Source organism: Massilia sp. CMS3.1, from assembly GCF_051262535.1.
Classification (GTDB): domain Bacteria; phylum Pseudomonadota; class Gammaproteobacteria; order Burkholderiales; family Burkholderiaceae_D; genus Telluria.
This window is the reverse complement of the sequence record NZ_JBIMES010000011.1, coordinates 115,205-129,055: the sequence shown is the minus strand read 5'-3', so window position 1 is coordinate 129,055 and position 13,851 is coordinate 115,205. Positions and strand designations below refer to the sequence as shown.

Sequence of the window (13,851 nt, the reverse complement as noted above, 5' to 3'; positions counted from 1 at the left end):
GGAAGCACGCTTCGTTAGGCGAATCCTGCCGTCCTCCGTTACACTACGCCTGACAAGGTGTCAATCCAACCATGGTGCCGGCCGCGTCGGCGCTCATCATTAATAAGAATTCAAGAAAACGATTTGAAGCAACCTACTCATACTATTCCTAGCCGAGAGGAAATCCTCGGTGTGTTCCGTGATGCAGGCGCGTCGCTTGATGCGACCACGCTCGCACGTGCCCTCCAAGTCAATCCCGCCGCCGAAGAAGTGTTAGGACGGCGCCTGAACGCAATGGAACGCGACGGCCAGATCCGCAGCGAAGGCGAGGGCAGTTATGCGCTCGCCGACCAGGCTGGTTTTATCGCAGGCAAGGTCGCCGCGCACCGCGACGGTTTCGGCTTCGTCATTCCCGACGAACCCGGCAACGACCTGTTCCTGAACGATAAAGAAATGCAGAAAGTGCTGCATGGCGACCGCGTACTGGCGAAAGTCACCGGTACAGACCGCCGTGGCCGCCTGGAAGGCACGATCGTCGAAGTCGTCACGCGCGCCAATACCCACATCATCGGGCGCCTGCTCAATGAAGGCGGTGTCTGGATCGTGTCGCCCGAAGACCAGCGCATGAGCCAGGACATCCTGATCGCCGGTTCGCCCGGCAAGGCCAAGGCCGGCCAGGTGGTCAGCGTCGAACTGATCGAGCAGCCGGCGCGCTTCCAGAAGCCCACCGGCCGCATCGTCGAAGTGCTCGGCGAACTCGACGACCCGGGCATGGAAATCGAAATCGCCGTACGCAAGTTCGGCGTGCCGCATGTGTTCACGCCTGCAGCGCTGAAACAAGCCAACAAGCTGCCGAACGAAGTGATCGATGCCGACCTCGGTGATCGCGTCGACCTGCGCGACGTGCCGCTGGTGACGATCGACGGCGAAGACGCACGCGACTTCGACGACGCCGTGTATTGCGAACCCGTCAAGATCGGCCGCGAAAACGGCTTCCGCCTGTTAGTGGCGATCGCCGACGTCAGCCACTACGTCAAGCCGAACGACGGCCTCGATGTCGACGCCATCGAGCGCAGCACCTCGGTGTATTTCCCGCGCCGCGTGATCCCGATGCTGCCGGAAAAACTGTCGAACGGCCTGTGTTCGCTGAACCCGGCGGTCGACCGACTGACACTGGTCTGCGACATGGTCGTCAGCAGCGAGGGCGAAGTGCAAGCCTATCAGTTCTACCCGGCCGTGATTCACTCGGCCGCGCGCCTGACCTATAACCAGGTCGCCGAGATCCTGGGCGATGCAAAAGGCGAGGAAGCCGCGCGCCGTCCGGCCATCGTGCCGCACCTGCAGAACCTGAACGGCGTGTTCCAGGCGCTGCTCGGCGCCCGCAAGGAGCGTGGCGCGATCGATTTCGAGACGACCGAAACCTATATCGTCTGCAACCCGATGGGCAAGATCGAAAAGATCATTCCGCGCACCCGCAACGAAGCGCACCGCCTGATCGAGGAATGCATGCTGGCCGCGAACGTCTGCGCCGCCGACCTTCTGATCCGCCACAAGCATCCGGGCACCTTCCGCATCCACGCAACGCCAACCGAGGAAAAGCTGAACCAGCTGCGTACCTTCCTCAAAATGACGGGCCTGAACCTGGGCGGGGGCCTGAAGCCAGCCGCGAGCGACTACGCCGCCCTGATGCGCGAGATCAAGGAGCGTCCCGACGCGAGCCTGCTGCAGACCATGCTGCTGCGCTCGATGCAGCAAGCGGTCTACAGCCCGGACAACGTCGGCCACTTCGGCCTGGCGTACGAGGCCTACGCCCACTTCACCAGCCCGATCCGCCGCTATCCCGACCTGCTGACCCACCGTGCGATCAAGGCGGTGCTGGCCGGCAGGAAGTACGAGCCGAAAGGCATCGAGCTGGGTAAGCTCAATACAAACGTGTCGAACGCGACGCGCAAGCAGGCGGCCAAGGACAAGGCCGACGGCAAGTCCAAGAAGGACGAGAAAGACCTGACCATCTGGGACGCATTGGGCGTGCACTGCTCGGCCAACGAGCGCCGTGCCGACGAAGCGTCGCGCGACGTCGAAAACTGGCTCAAGTGCTACTTCATGCAGGACAAGCTGGGTGAGTCGTTCACCGGCATCGTCGCTGGTGTGACGACCTTCGGCATCTTCGTGCAGCTCGACGAGTTGTATGTCGAAGGCCTGGTCCACGTGACCGGCCTGGGCGAAGACTATTTCCAGTACGACGAAGCGCGCCACGTGCTGCGCGGCGAACGCACCGGCAAGACCTTCGGCCTGACCGACCGCGTCACCGTGCAGGTGGCCAAGGTCGACCTCGAAGCACGCAAGATCGACCTCGTGCTGGCACAGGATCCGAATGCCGAGCCGGCGCCGGCGCGCGACAAGGCGCAGGGTGGCCAGGGCCGTTCGGGCGGTGGCCGTCAGGGCGCCGGGCGCGACGACAACAAGTCGGGCCGCAACCGCGGTTCGAACGCTCAGCCGGCAGCCTACCAGGTGCCTGCACAGGCGCCGGCCCCGCGCCAGGCAGGCGATGCCGCGCCTGAAGAGGGCAAGAGCAGTCGCTCGAAACGTTCGCGCCGCAACCGCAAGGAACGCGCAGCCGCCCGCGAGCTGGCCGGTGAGCTGCCGGTCGCCGCGCAGCAGCCGCAGCCGCAGCCGCAGCCGCAGCCGCAGCCGCAGCCGCAGCCGCAGCCGCAATTCAACGGCAACGTTGTCGACATCGCCGGCAATGGCGAATCGAAGCGTTCGCGCCGTTCGCGCAAGGAGCGCGCAGCCGCGCGCGAATTGGCAAATGATCTGGCCAACGAAGCCCCGGTGATGGAGCAAGCGGCCGAAGCGCCGACCCGTCTCGAAGACATCGGCCAGGAAACGGGCGAGTCGAAGCGTGCACGCCGTGCCCGCAAGGAGCGGGAAGCCGCTGCCGAAGCGCCTCGCCAGGTGAACGAACAGCCGGCCGTGGCCGAGCAAACGCAGGCAGCGCAGCCGGTCGCCGAGACGGTTGAAGCCAAGCCTGCGCGCCGTCCGCGCAAGGCGGTAGCGGTGCCGGAAGTCGCTGCACCAGCAGCGCCACAGCCGGTTGCCGCAGCGCTTGAGGCGCCTGATACGGTCGCTGCCAAGCCTGCGCGCAAGGCCAAGGCGCCAGTGCGCGCCGCCCTGGAGGCTCCGGCCGAGGCGGAACCAGTTGCAGCGCCGGCAGTCCAGGCCGACACTGCCGCGGCGCCGAAGCGTGCGCGCAGTGCCAAAAAGGCAGCCGCGCCGGAAGCAACTGCACCAGCAGCAGTGCTTGACGTGGCGAGCGAGGCGCCAGTCAAGCCGCGCCGCACCCGCGCTGTCAAGGCCGAGGCAACGCCAAGTGTCGAGACCCTTGCCGCGCCAGCCCCGGCAGCAAAAAAGAGCGCCGCAAAGAAAAGCGTCGCCAAGAAGCCTGCAGCCAAAGAGGCGAGCATCACGTCCAAAACCAGTAGCAAGAAGAAAAGTAACGCATGAAGAATAAAATGATTTTCGGCTTCCACGCCGTGACCTCGCGGTTGCGTCACGAAGCCCAGTCGGTGGAAGAGATTTTTGTCGACGCCGAGCGCAATGACGGCCGCATGAAAGACCTGATCGCCAATGCCAAGGCGGCCGGCGTGCGCGTCATGCCGGTGGAAGCGGGACGTCTCGACAAGATCGTTGGCACGCGCCGCCACCAGGGCGTGATCGCCTTCGCCAGCCAGCTGGCGCTGGCGCGCAACCTCGATGAACTGCTCGATGCCATCGAGGGCCCGCCGCTCTTGCTGATCCTCGACGGCATTACCGACCCCCACAACCTGGGTGCCTGCCTGCGGGTGGCCGACGGTGTCGGCGCACACGCGGTCATCGTGCCTAAGGACCGTGCTGTCGGCCTGAACGCCACGGCCGCGAAAGTGGCCAGCGGCGCCGCCGAGACCGTCCCGTATATCACGGTGACCAACCTGGCGCGCACCATGCGCGAGCTGAAAGAGCGCGGCATCTGGCTGATCGGCACCTCGGACGACGCCGGCAAGGGCCTGTACGAAGCCGATTTCACCGGCCCGACGGCGCTGGTGATGGGTTCCGAAGGCGAGGGCATGCGCCGCCTGACGCGGGAGACCTGCGACCTGCTGGTTAATATCCCGATGTTCGGTTCGGTCGAGAGCCTGAACGTCTCGGTCGCCTCGGGCGTCTGCTTGTACGAAGCGCGCCGCCAGCGTGGTATACAAGGTTAAACAGTCAGCCTGGTTTCAAGCGTGATTTGAACGCGTGGGCAAGAGACTTGCCCACGCGTTCAAATCACGCTTGAACTGCCTCACCCGGCTCTCCCCATCCTGCAACACCCCCCAATTGACACCCTCCCAAGCAGCCCGCAACTGGATAAGCTACCATTGCCGCTGTTTTCCCTCCGTATTTATTATGTTTTCCTCGTTGCGCGAAGATATCAAGAGCATCATCGAACGCGACCCGGCCGCCCGTAACGGCTGGGAAGTGCTCACTTGCTACCCGGGTTTGCACGCCATTGTCATGCACAACTGGGCGCATGCCTGCTGGCGCCTGAACCTGAAGTGGCTCGGCCGCTTCATCTCGTATATTGCGCGCGTCATCACCGGCATCGAAATCCACCCCGGTGCGTCTATCGGCCGGCGCGTCTTCATCGACCACGGTTTTGGCGTGGTGATCGGCGAGACGGCGGTGGTCGGCGATGACTGCACCATCTACCAGGGAGTAACCCTGGGCGGCACCACGCTGGTGGCCGGCACCAAGCGCCATCCGACGCTCGAGCGCGGCGTGATTGTCGGCGCCGGGGCGCAGGTGCTGGGCGCCTTCACGGTGGGCGAATTCGCGAAGGTCGGCTCGAACGCGGTCGTCGTGAAACCGGTCCCGGCGGGCGCGACGGCAATCGGCAATCCCGCCCACATCATCCGCAAGGAAGAGCAGTCCAGGAGTGCCCGCCTGTTCGCCGCCTATGGTGTGGCGCCGAACGGCGACGATCCGATTTCCAAAGCCCTGCGCGGCCTGATCGATCACGTGGCGCGCCAGGACGAGCAGCTCGAACGCCTGACGGCCACCATCAAGGCGGCCGGCATTGCCTGTCCGAATGTGGTCGCGGGTGATAAACTCGATTCGGCCGAACTGAACCGGCTGGTCGACTGAGGAACCCATGACTGAAGAATCAAAGAACGCCGCGGACCCAAGTGCCGTGCTCGACCCCTTCGAAATCCGCGTGCTCGCGGTGCTCGCCGAAAAAGAAGCGCTCACGCCCGACAATTACCCGATGTCGCTCAACGCCATCGTCAACGGCTGCAACCAGCTCTCGAGCCGCGATCCGGTGATGCAGCTGTCGGAAGAGACGGTGCAGGACACGCTGCAGCGCCTGATCGAGCGGCGCCTGGTGAGCGGCATCAGCGCGGCCGGCGCCCGCGTGACGAAATACGAGCACCGGATGCGCATCAAGTGGACGCTGGAACAGGACAAGGTGGCGGTACTCACCATCCTCATGCTGCGCGGCCTGCAAACGGCCGGCGAGATCCGCACCCGCAGCGGACGCCTGCACGAGTTCAAGACAGTGGCCGATGTCGAGACACCGCTGCAGTTCCTGATCGACAAATACCCACCGCTGGTGGCGCGTCTGGAACGCGCGCCGGGCACCAAGGAGCCGCGTTACGGCCAGCTGCTGGGCGGCGAGATGGCGCTTGCCCGCGACGACTCGGCCTTTGGCGCCGCCAGCGCGCCGGCCCCTTCCAGTCGCATCGGCCAGCTGGAAGAGGAAGTAGCCAATCTGCGCCTTGAGGTCGCCGACCTCAAGGCGCAGTTCGAGTCGTTTCGGCAGCAGTTCCAGTAGCCCCGGCCGGCGCTGCGGCGGGTCCGGCGAAAGTGAATTCCACCAGCGCCTCGTCGCCCCAGTCCGCGTCGCCAAGGCCGGCGCGGAACTCGTCGTCCTCGGTTTCCAACGCTTTGCTGCGCTTCCCTTCACTCAGGATGGCTGCGACGATCGGCGCCCCGGTCTTGAAGGAGAAGGTGGCGTTGTCATTCTTCACCGCAAAGAAGCTGCACCAGTCGCGCGTCAGGAGAACGCTGTTAATCGTGAGTACCCATAACAGCGGGATCTCTTCCTTCGCAATGTCGAACATGACCTTGCATTCGAGCCGCAGGTCACCCAGCCGTCGTACGTTCTCCGGCAGGCCGGGCGTGCGCACCTCGGGCATGACCTGGTAGAGCCGGCGCTTCTGGTTCAGTACCAGCTCCGCCTCGGCATCGAGTGCCGCTTCGCTGCGCGGCACCGTGAAGCGGTTGGCGGCGTCGAGCGCGATCGGCAGTACAAAATCGCGCTCGCCTTCGATGCGCACCTTGAGCGCTTCCGGCAGCCCGGCGCCGCGCCGCGGCGCGACCCGGAAGCGCAGTTCCGGGACCTTCGGCGCCAGCGCGTGATGCCTGTCGAAGCTGTCGAGCCCTGCCAGGATCGCCTTGTACTTGCGGATCTCCGGATTGCGCAGCGCCTTCACATGAATGGTATCGGGCTCGTCCACCCCCGGCACCGCCGCGGCCGGGCCGCAAAGGAGCAGGGAGCCGAGCACGCCGGCAAGCAGCGTGCGCTTCACGATTAACCCTCGTCGCGCCAGCGGCGCAGGCGGATCGCCCCGAGGATCATTGCGACGCCCGCCACCACGCCCGCCCACAGCGCAGGCTTGCCCAAGGTCGACCACGAGTAGCCGAGCATCGTCATCATATCGACGCCATTCCTGGACGGCAGCGGCAGCTCGGGCCCGGCGTTCATGAACCAGGTGCCGGGAATCAGGCCGAGCAGGATGGTCTCGAGCACGTTGTTGATGAGCCAGTCGGCATTGATCGTCACGCCGCCGGTCATGCCGAGCAGGTAGTCGAGCCACTTGAGCAGCACGGCGGCGAAGAGCGGCACGCCGACGGCCCAGAGGAACACTTTCGACTTGGCCCAGCTCGACACCAGCAGCAGCCAGCCCGCCGTCGGCAGCGCCCACAGGATGTACACCGGCAGCATGGCCACCACGTAGAACGGTGCCAGGTAGAAGTTGATGTTGGTGAGCACCGCGCCGAACAGGTTCACGCCGTGCGAGCTGGTGGCGATCCCGGCGAAGAACAAGATGGCGAGGGCCGCCGCCGTCGCCACGCCGATCGTGATCAGGGGCGCGACAACGAGCACCGTGAGCAGTTTCGACAGCACCGTGTCGGCGTCCGAGATCGGCAGCGACTTCCAGAACAGGATGCTGCGGTCGCGCCGGTCGTCATACAGCGCGGCCAGGCAATAGAAGAAGCCGACGATCGGCAGCACGAAGAAAATCGGGGCGCCGACGGCGATGTAGTTGTTGGCGGCCACGCTGGCCATCTGCTCGCGCGACTCCAGGGTCACGACCTTGGCCACCGAGCTGCTGTGCACGACTTCGCCCTCGATCTGGATGGTGACGTCGTCCAACCCCATCTTGCCGCTGACAATGCCGTAGCCGACGACGCCGCCGACCAGCAGCACCATGATCGCCGCGGCGACCAGCGGCGCCCAGACGAAGCCTCCCTTGTTCTCCCAGAACTCGCGGCGGAGCAGCCATTTCATCGTATTCATGCGTAGGTTCCTTTCATGGTTGCCACGAACAGGTCGGCGACGCTCGGGTTGCGCGTCTCGCCCAGGGCGGAGAGCTGGGCGCGCGATACACCGCCGGCCCGGGCCGAATCGAACAGCATCACGGATTTGCCGAAGACGGTACGCTGGTCGAGCGGCTGCAGGGCGTTGGCCGCATTGATCTTGTCGGCCGCTACCATCACTTCCACGTAACGCTCGCCGACTTCGTCCATCGAGGCGGCCAGCACGATGCGCCCGTCGCGGATGAACAGCAGGTCGGTCAGGATGTGCTCGACTTCCTCGACCTGGTGCGTCGTGATGATGATCGTCTTGTTCTCGTCAAAATAGTCTTCCAGCAGGTTCTGGTAGAACTGCTTACGGTAAATGATGTCGAGGCCCAGGGTGGGCTCGTCGAGCACGAGCAGCTTGGCGTCGATCGCCATCACCAGCGCCAGGTGCAGCTGGACGATCATGCCCTTCGACATTTCCTTGACCTTCATGCCCGGACGCAGGCGGGTGTTGGCGATATAGCGCTCGGCGCGGGTGCGGTCGAAGCGCGGATGTACGCCGGCCACGAAGTCGATGGCATCGGCCACGCGCAGCCAGCGCGGCAGGATCGCCACGTCGGCGATGAAGCAGACGTCCTGCATCAGGGCGTCGCGCTCGGTGCGCGGGTCGCGGCCCATGACCGTCAACTGTCCGTCGAAGGGGATCAGGCCCAGCGCCGCTTTCAGCGTCGTGGTCTTGCCCGATCCGTTCGGACCGATCAGGCCGACGATGCGTCCGGCCGGGATGTCGAAGTCGATACCGTCGATGGCGGTCTGCTTGCCGTAGCGCTTGGTCAGGCCACGGGCCGAAATGGCGGCGCTCATGCTGTTCCTCCCGGCTGCGTGGTGTGCAGTAACTGTTCGACATTCAAGCCCAACAGGCGGATCCGTTCCACCATCGCCGGCCATTCTTCGCGCAGGAAGCGCTCGCGTTCGCTTGCAAGCAGTTTCTCGCTCGCTCCTTCGGTGACGTACATGCCAATCCCCCTTCGTTTTTCTACTAGGTGTTCGTCCACCAGTTCCTGGTATGCCTTGGAAACAGTGATCGGGTTGAGTTGGTACTCGGCCGCGATCTGGCGAACCGAGGGCAGGGCGTCGCCGGCTTTCAGGATGCCGTCGAGCATCATGTCGATGACCCGGTCCTTGAGCTGGCGGTAAATGGGTGCGTTGTCGTTCCAGCCAACGTTCATGGATGGCCTCCCTGTCGCTCGGGTGCTGCAGCATGGTCGTACATGTCTGGCTCCTGTAGATGAATGTCGCTTGGTGTTGTAGTGAACTATAACAGTGACACTTTTTGTGGCAGGAGAAATGCGACGAACTGCGCAAATACCGGAGTGGACTGCAAAAAAGCCTTTCTGGGCGAGGTCACGTGCAAGCACGTCGGGTCGTCTGCGACCAGCCCCCAGGGAGTCTCGATCATTTCGCCCAGGCATCATAATCGAAAATAAGGCTTGAAAACTCACCAACTATTGCAGTATGGCACCCGCACGTTACAACTGTAACAATTGTATTGGGAAAATTATAATTTGCTATTATGTTGTCACGGAAATGGCGCCGTTCGCGCCGTGCGCGCTTAGGAGAAGAAATGAAACTGAAACAATTTGAATATGCAGTTGCTGTGGCAGTGATGGCATTGGTCGCTGGTTGCGGCGGCGGCGGCGGCGGTGGCGGCGGTTCGTCAGGAACGCCTTCGGGCACGGGTACCCCTGCGCCTGGCCCTTCCGCACCGGCGACGCAGTACACGATCAGCGGCACCGTGTCCGGTCTTGCTGCGGGCGTCATCGTTACGGTCGGCAACGGCGCCGACAAGAAGCTTGTGACGGCAAACGGTCCATTTACCCTCGACTTGAAGCTCAATGCGGGCACGGCCTTCAACATCGAGGCGACGGCGAATCAGGGTTATACCTGCCAGGTCGCCAACGGCACCGGCACAATCAGCGCAAACTTGACCACCGTCGCTGTCACGTGCGCCGCGGCCCAGGGCGTCCAGGTGGCAGGTCAGATCGCCGGCCTGTCGACCGCATTGAAGGAACCGCTCGCAGTGACCTCCGACGGCGCAGGCAATGTCTACGTCGCCGATGCCGGTCCACATAGCATCCTCAGGTTGAACAAGGCTGGTCAGCTGAGCACGTTCGCCGGCACGACCGGCAAGCCCGGCGCGGCCGATGGCGCAGCCGGCGCGGCGCAATTCTGGCTTGGCGGCGTAGGCGGCCTTGCCCTCGACGCGCAGGGCAACCTGTTCGTCTCGGATGGATGCAACGGCGAAATCCGCAAAATCGCTGCCGACGGTACGGTATCGACGCTGGCCGGGCGTGGCTCGGTAGCTTGCTACAACGTGACGGCCGATGCACCGACGCCGCGCACCGATGCTACCGGCGGCGCCGCCAGTTTTGAACGTCCCGGCTCCCTGGTTGCCGATGGCGCCGGCGGTGTCGTGGTCCTCGATACCAATGGCCCGCGCTCTACCGTGCGCCGTGTCAGCGCCGGCGGCGTGGTCACCACCACGACCTACGCCAATCCCGACCCGAGCAACAGCGGGTTCACCCTGCAGCGCATCGCACGCGGTCCTGACGGTGCTCTGTACTTCTCGGACGCCGAGGTGAGCAGCCGTATCTGGAAAGACGTGAACGGTACGCTGGTCCTGGTTGCAGGCCGCCTGGTTGGTAGCGGCTCGATCGACGGCACCGGCGCGGGCGCACGTTTCAGCGCCATCACCGGCATGGTGGTTTTGCAAAATGGCGACATCTATGTGACCGACCTCGCAACCGTGCGTAAAGTGACGTCCGCAGGCGTGGTGACGACGGTGGCCGGCAGCAACGACATCCGTGGCTTCAAGGATGGACAGGGCACTGCCGCAGTCTTCGGCACGCTGCAGTCGATTACCTTCGACGGTACCGACCTGGTCGTTGTCGACGCGGGTCAGGAAATCCTGCGCAAGGTCAGCCTGAGCGGCGCGGTGACGACGCCGGGTGTGACGCCAGCGCTGCGCGACCGCATTGATGGCACCGGCGCCGCGGCACGCTTCGGCTCCTTCAGTTCGCTCGCCGCCGGCGCCGACGGTAACCTGTACACGGTCGATCCAGCCAGGTATGTGGTGCGGATGGTGACCCCAGGCGGTGTGGTGACGACGCTCAGCGGCACTGGCGCATCTGGCAAGGCCGATGGCGCGCTTACGTCGGCTTCGTTCGCGACACCGCAGCGCATTGCGGCCGGTCGCGATGGCAGCCTGTGGGTTGCCCAGACGGAAGGCTTGCGCCGTATCATCGCCGGCAACGTGTCCACCCCCGATGCAACGATCCGTCCCGTTAATCTGGCAGTCGATCCGGTCAATGGCGACGCGATCGTCGTGACAGGCGTGAACTCGAACGAGGTGGTGCGTGTTACCGCACTGGGCGCTCGCACCACGCTCGTGAGTAAGGCACAGATTGCGACCCTGACGGGCCGCGCCAACGCCAATTTCACGCCGCAATCTGTCGTCGTCGATGCCGCCGGTAACATTTATATTGCCGATACCGGCACCGTGGCAGTCTACAAACTGGCACCGTCGGGTCAGCTGACCGTGTTTGCCGGTACGCCTTTCAAGGAAACCGGTAATGTCGATGGCGCGCCTGGTACTGCCACGCTCGGCTTCTACGAAATCGATCACCTGACGATCGATGCCCAGGGTAATCTGTTCCTGAGCGGGCAAGGCAGCGTGCGCAAGATCAGCCCTGCCGGCGTCGTGTCGACGCCTGTCTATACCTGGGGCAATGCCGATATCGGTGCCGTCGCTTTCCTGAACGGCAAACTGTACGGCATGACGCGCTACGCACTGCTGCAATCCGACCTGAACTAAATCAGGAAAGATCGGGCAAGCCGTCGATGACCATGTCTCGTTAGCGAGCCATGGTCATCGACGGCGATCCAGCCGCCGTCAGGCGGCTGGTGTCGTTTACGCAGTCGGGCACGCCAGTCTTTATTGCGGCAGGCAATTTTTAATATTGCGGAGGGCGCGACTTCGCTTGCGTACAAGCTGGCGAAGTCCGGTGAACTGAGCGTCGTCGCCGGACCCTGCTCAATTCAAGAGAGGGAGCCGTCCCAGGCATGGCGCGTCACCGCGCCCAACTCGTCGATGGCGATCCAGCCGCCGCGTGGCGGCTGGGCATCGAGCTCCCAATCGGGCAAGACATAACGGCGGCGTTCGCCGTGCAGGTGCAGGGCAGGGCGGTGCGTATGCCCATGGATCAGGACGTCGGCGCCAGTGGCCTCGAAGAGGACCTCGATCGCCCCCGGTGTCACATCCATGATTTCGTCAGACTTCGTCGTGTGCGCTTCGCGGCTGCCTTCGCGCAGACCGGCGATGATCGCCTTGCGCTGGGCCAGCGGCATGGCCAGGAATTGGTCTTGCCAGGCTTTATCGCGCACCATCGCGCGAAATTCCATATAGTTGATGTCAAGCGTGCACTCGGCGTCGCCGTGCACGAGGGCAATACGTTGCCCGCCAATGGTCGCGACATGCGGCTCGCTCAGCAAAGCCAGGCCGGCCGCTTCAGCAAAGCCCTGGCCGACCAGGAAGTCGCGATTTCCAGCCATCCAGAACAGTGCGACGCCCGTATCCGACAGAGCGCGTAGCGCATTGATCACGCGCGCGTGAAAAGGCGCGTCGAGGTCGTCGTCGCCCGCCCAATATTCGAAGATGTCGCCAAGGAGATAAAGCTGATCGGCATGCGCCGCATGCTCACCGAGGAAACGGAAGAAGGCGTCGGCCGTGTGCGGATGGGATTCCTGCAGGTGCAGGTCGGAGATGAACAGCGCGTGGACGCGCGCGGGAGTGGACGTTGAAATGCTGTGCTCCCGCGCGGATGGTGTGATTACTGAACGACTTCAGCTTTTTCGATGATGATCGGCTCGACCGGCACGTCGGCGTGCATGCCCGAACGCGAGGTCTTCACGTTGTTCAGTTCGTCGACCAGCTCGGTGCCCGTCGTGACCTTGCCGAAGACGGCATAGCCCCAGCCGTCCTGGCCCGGATAGTTCAGGAAGTCGTTGTTCTTGGTGTTGATGAAGAACTGGGCCGATGCCGAGTGTGGCGACGAGGTGCGGGCCATGGCGACCGTGTACTTGTCGTTCTTCAGGCCGTTCTTGCCTTCGTTCTCGACAGTCACGCTCGTGTCCTTCTGCTTCATGCCCGGCTCGAAACCGCCGCCCTGGATCATGAAGTCCTTGATCACGCGGTGGAAGATGGTATTCGTGAAGTGACCCTTGTTCACGTAGTCCAGGAAGTTGGCAACGGTCTTCGGCGCTTTTTCGGCGTCGAGTTCGAGGGTGATGTTGCCCTTGTTGGTGGTTAGCAGTACGGAGGTCATTGGGTATCCTGTTCTATTTGTTGAAGAAACGTGCAAGGCGGTTATTTTACAACTTATTTTATAAGCCTCTCGCCGCTCAGGAGCGTTGCCGAGCGGATCACGATCGGCGTCACCGGCACATTCTGCATGCCGCGCATGTCGTCGACCATCACGCCCTTGATCTTGTCGACCGTCTCCTGGCCCTGCACCACGCGCCCGAATACCGTATAGCCGTGGCCGTCCTGGCCCGGATAATCGAGGCCGTTATTGTCGTTCACGTTAATAAAAAATTGCGAGGTGGCCGAATTCGGGTCGCCGGTGCGCGCCATGGCGACCGTATAGGGCTTGTTCGACAGGCCGTTTTTCGACTCGCTCGGAATCGCCTTGCGTACGCCAGGCCTGTCGACCAGTTTTTCGGTATAACCGCCGCCCTGGATCATGAAGCCGTCGATCACGCGGTGAAACACCGTGCCTTTGTAGAAGCCCGACTTGACGTATTGCAGGAAGTTCGCCGTGCTCTTCGGCGCGTTCTGGGCGTCGAGTTCGACGACCATGTCGCCCATGGTCGTCTTGATGGCCACTTGCGGATTGTCGGCGGCAAAGACGCTCGCGGCGAAGCCGAGCGCAAGCGCGCCGCAGGCCAGGCGGACGAAAACGGTGCGGCGGAATTGTTTTTGTTGATGCATGAAGCGGTCTCCTCGGTGGACGTGGCGCAAAGCCCTGTCAAGTCTTTTGCGGAAAAATAAACCTGAGCCGTATGCGGCCAGTCGGGATTTTATCAATGCTATACTTTGCGCAGAACGTCCCCATTCTATCAAATAAGAACAATAGAGAAGGATTGATGTTCCGCCGCAATCATTGAATCCCGGCACGCGCCACGCGGCGAACGTGCCCGGGATTCGTA

Annotated in this window: 11 protein-coding genes and 1 pseudogene; 5 read left to right on the top strand and 7 right to left on the bottom strand. The window is 63.4% G+C overall.

The features are described from left to right. Positions 1-123: 123 nt before the first annotated feature. The 4 genes and pseudogenes from rnr to ACHAC9_RS18015 all read left to right on the top strand — a co-directional run. A pseudogene (gene rnr / locus ACHAC9_RS18030) lies at positions 124-2,757 on the top strand (ribonuclease R); the annotation flags it as partial. Positions 2,758-3,479: 722 nt separating this feature from the next. Further along, positions 3,480-4,220 carry a 23S rRNA (guanosine(2251)-2'-O)-methyltransferase RlmB gene (rlmB, locus tag ACHAC9_RS18025; protein ID WP_435761886.1) on the top strand — a complete coding sequence of 247 codons (741 nt, stop codon included), beginning with the start codon at positions 3,480-3,482 and terminating at the stop codon, positions 4,218-4,220. Between the two features lie 184 nt (positions 4,221-4,404). Further along, positions 4,405-5,142, top strand: a complete 738-nt coding sequence (gene cysE / locus ACHAC9_RS18020; RefSeq protein WP_435761884.1) for a serine O-acetyltransferase — start codon at positions 4,405-4,407, stop codon at positions 5,140-5,142. A gap of 7 nt (positions 5,143-5,149) precedes the next feature. Beyond that, entirely contained in the window at positions 5,150-5,830 is a 681-nt protein-coding gene (locus tag ACHAC9_RS18015) for a YceH family protein (RefSeq protein WP_435761882.1), read from the top strand. On the opposite strand, the gene ACHAC9_RS18010 is transcribed toward ACHAC9_RS18015, so the two are convergent. The 4 genes from ACHAC9_RS18010 to ACHAC9_RS17995 are packed head-to-tail and all read right to left on the bottom strand — an operon-like array spanning position 5,790 to position 8,813. Continuing rightward, the gene (locus ACHAC9_RS18010; protein WP_435761880.1) at positions 5,790-6,587 is read right to left on the bottom strand and encodes a hypothetical protein; all 798 of its coding nucleotides are present in this window, start codon (positions 6,585-6,587) and stop codon (positions 5,790-5,792) included. The genes ACHAC9_RS18015 and ACHAC9_RS18010 overlap by 41 nt on opposite strands. Before the next feature lie 2 nt (positions 6,588-6,589). Further along, positions 6,590-7,579 carry a hypothetical protein gene (locus ACHAC9_RS18005; protein ID WP_435761878.1) on the bottom strand — a complete coding sequence of 330 codons (990 nt, stop codon included), beginning with the start codon at positions 7,577-7,579 and terminating at the stop codon, positions 6,590-6,592. Beyond that, positions 7,576-8,448, bottom strand: a complete 873-nt coding sequence (locus tag ACHAC9_RS18000) for an ABC transporter ATP-binding protein (protein WP_435761876.1) — start codon at positions 8,446-8,448, stop codon at positions 7,576-7,578. The genes ACHAC9_RS18005 and ACHAC9_RS18000 overlap by 4 nt, the downstream gene beginning before the upstream one ends. Next, positions 8,445-8,813 carry a GntR family transcriptional regulator gene (locus tag ACHAC9_RS17995; protein ID WP_435761874.1) on the bottom strand — a complete coding sequence of 123 codons (369 nt, stop codon included), beginning with the start codon at positions 8,811-8,813 and terminating at the stop codon, positions 8,445-8,447. Before ACHAC9_RS17995 ends, ACHAC9_RS18000 begins: the two co-directional genes overlap by 4 nt. 395 nt (positions 8,814-9,208) lie before the next feature. Between ACHAC9_RS17995 and ACHAC9_RS17990 the strand changes: the two genes are divergently transcribed. Continuing rightward, the gene (locus tag ACHAC9_RS17990) at positions 9,209-11,458 is read left to right on the top strand and encodes a hypothetical protein (RefSeq protein ID WP_435761872.1); all 2,250 of its coding nucleotides are present in this window, start codon (positions 9,209-9,211) and stop codon (positions 11,456-11,458) included. 224 nt (positions 11,459-11,682) lie between these two features. On the opposite strand, the gene ACHAC9_RS17985 is transcribed toward ACHAC9_RS17990, so the two are convergent. Genes ACHAC9_RS17985 through ACHAC9_RS17975 form a run of 3 tightly spaced genes read right to left on the bottom strand, consistent with a single transcriptional unit; the run spans position 11,683 to position 13,633 of the window. After that, positions 11,683-12,447 carry a UDP-2,3-diacylglucosamine diphosphatase gene (locus ACHAC9_RS17985; RefSeq protein WP_435761945.1) on the bottom strand — a complete coding sequence of 255 codons (765 nt, stop codon included), beginning with the start codon at positions 12,445-12,447 and terminating at the stop codon, positions 11,683-11,685. Positions 12,448-12,473: 26 nt separating this feature from the next. Then, positions 12,474-12,968 carry a peptidylprolyl isomerase gene (locus tag ACHAC9_RS17980; protein ID WP_435761870.1) on the bottom strand — a complete coding sequence of 165 codons (495 nt, stop codon included), beginning with the start codon at positions 12,966-12,968 and terminating at the stop codon, positions 12,474-12,476. Positions 12,969-13,021: 53 nt separating this feature from the next. Continuing rightward, a complete protein-coding gene (locus tag ACHAC9_RS17975) occupies positions 13,022-13,633 on the bottom strand; it encodes a peptidylprolyl isomerase (protein ID WP_435761868.1) in 612 nt (203 codons plus the stop codon). Positions 13,634-13,851: the final 218 nt, after the last annotated feature.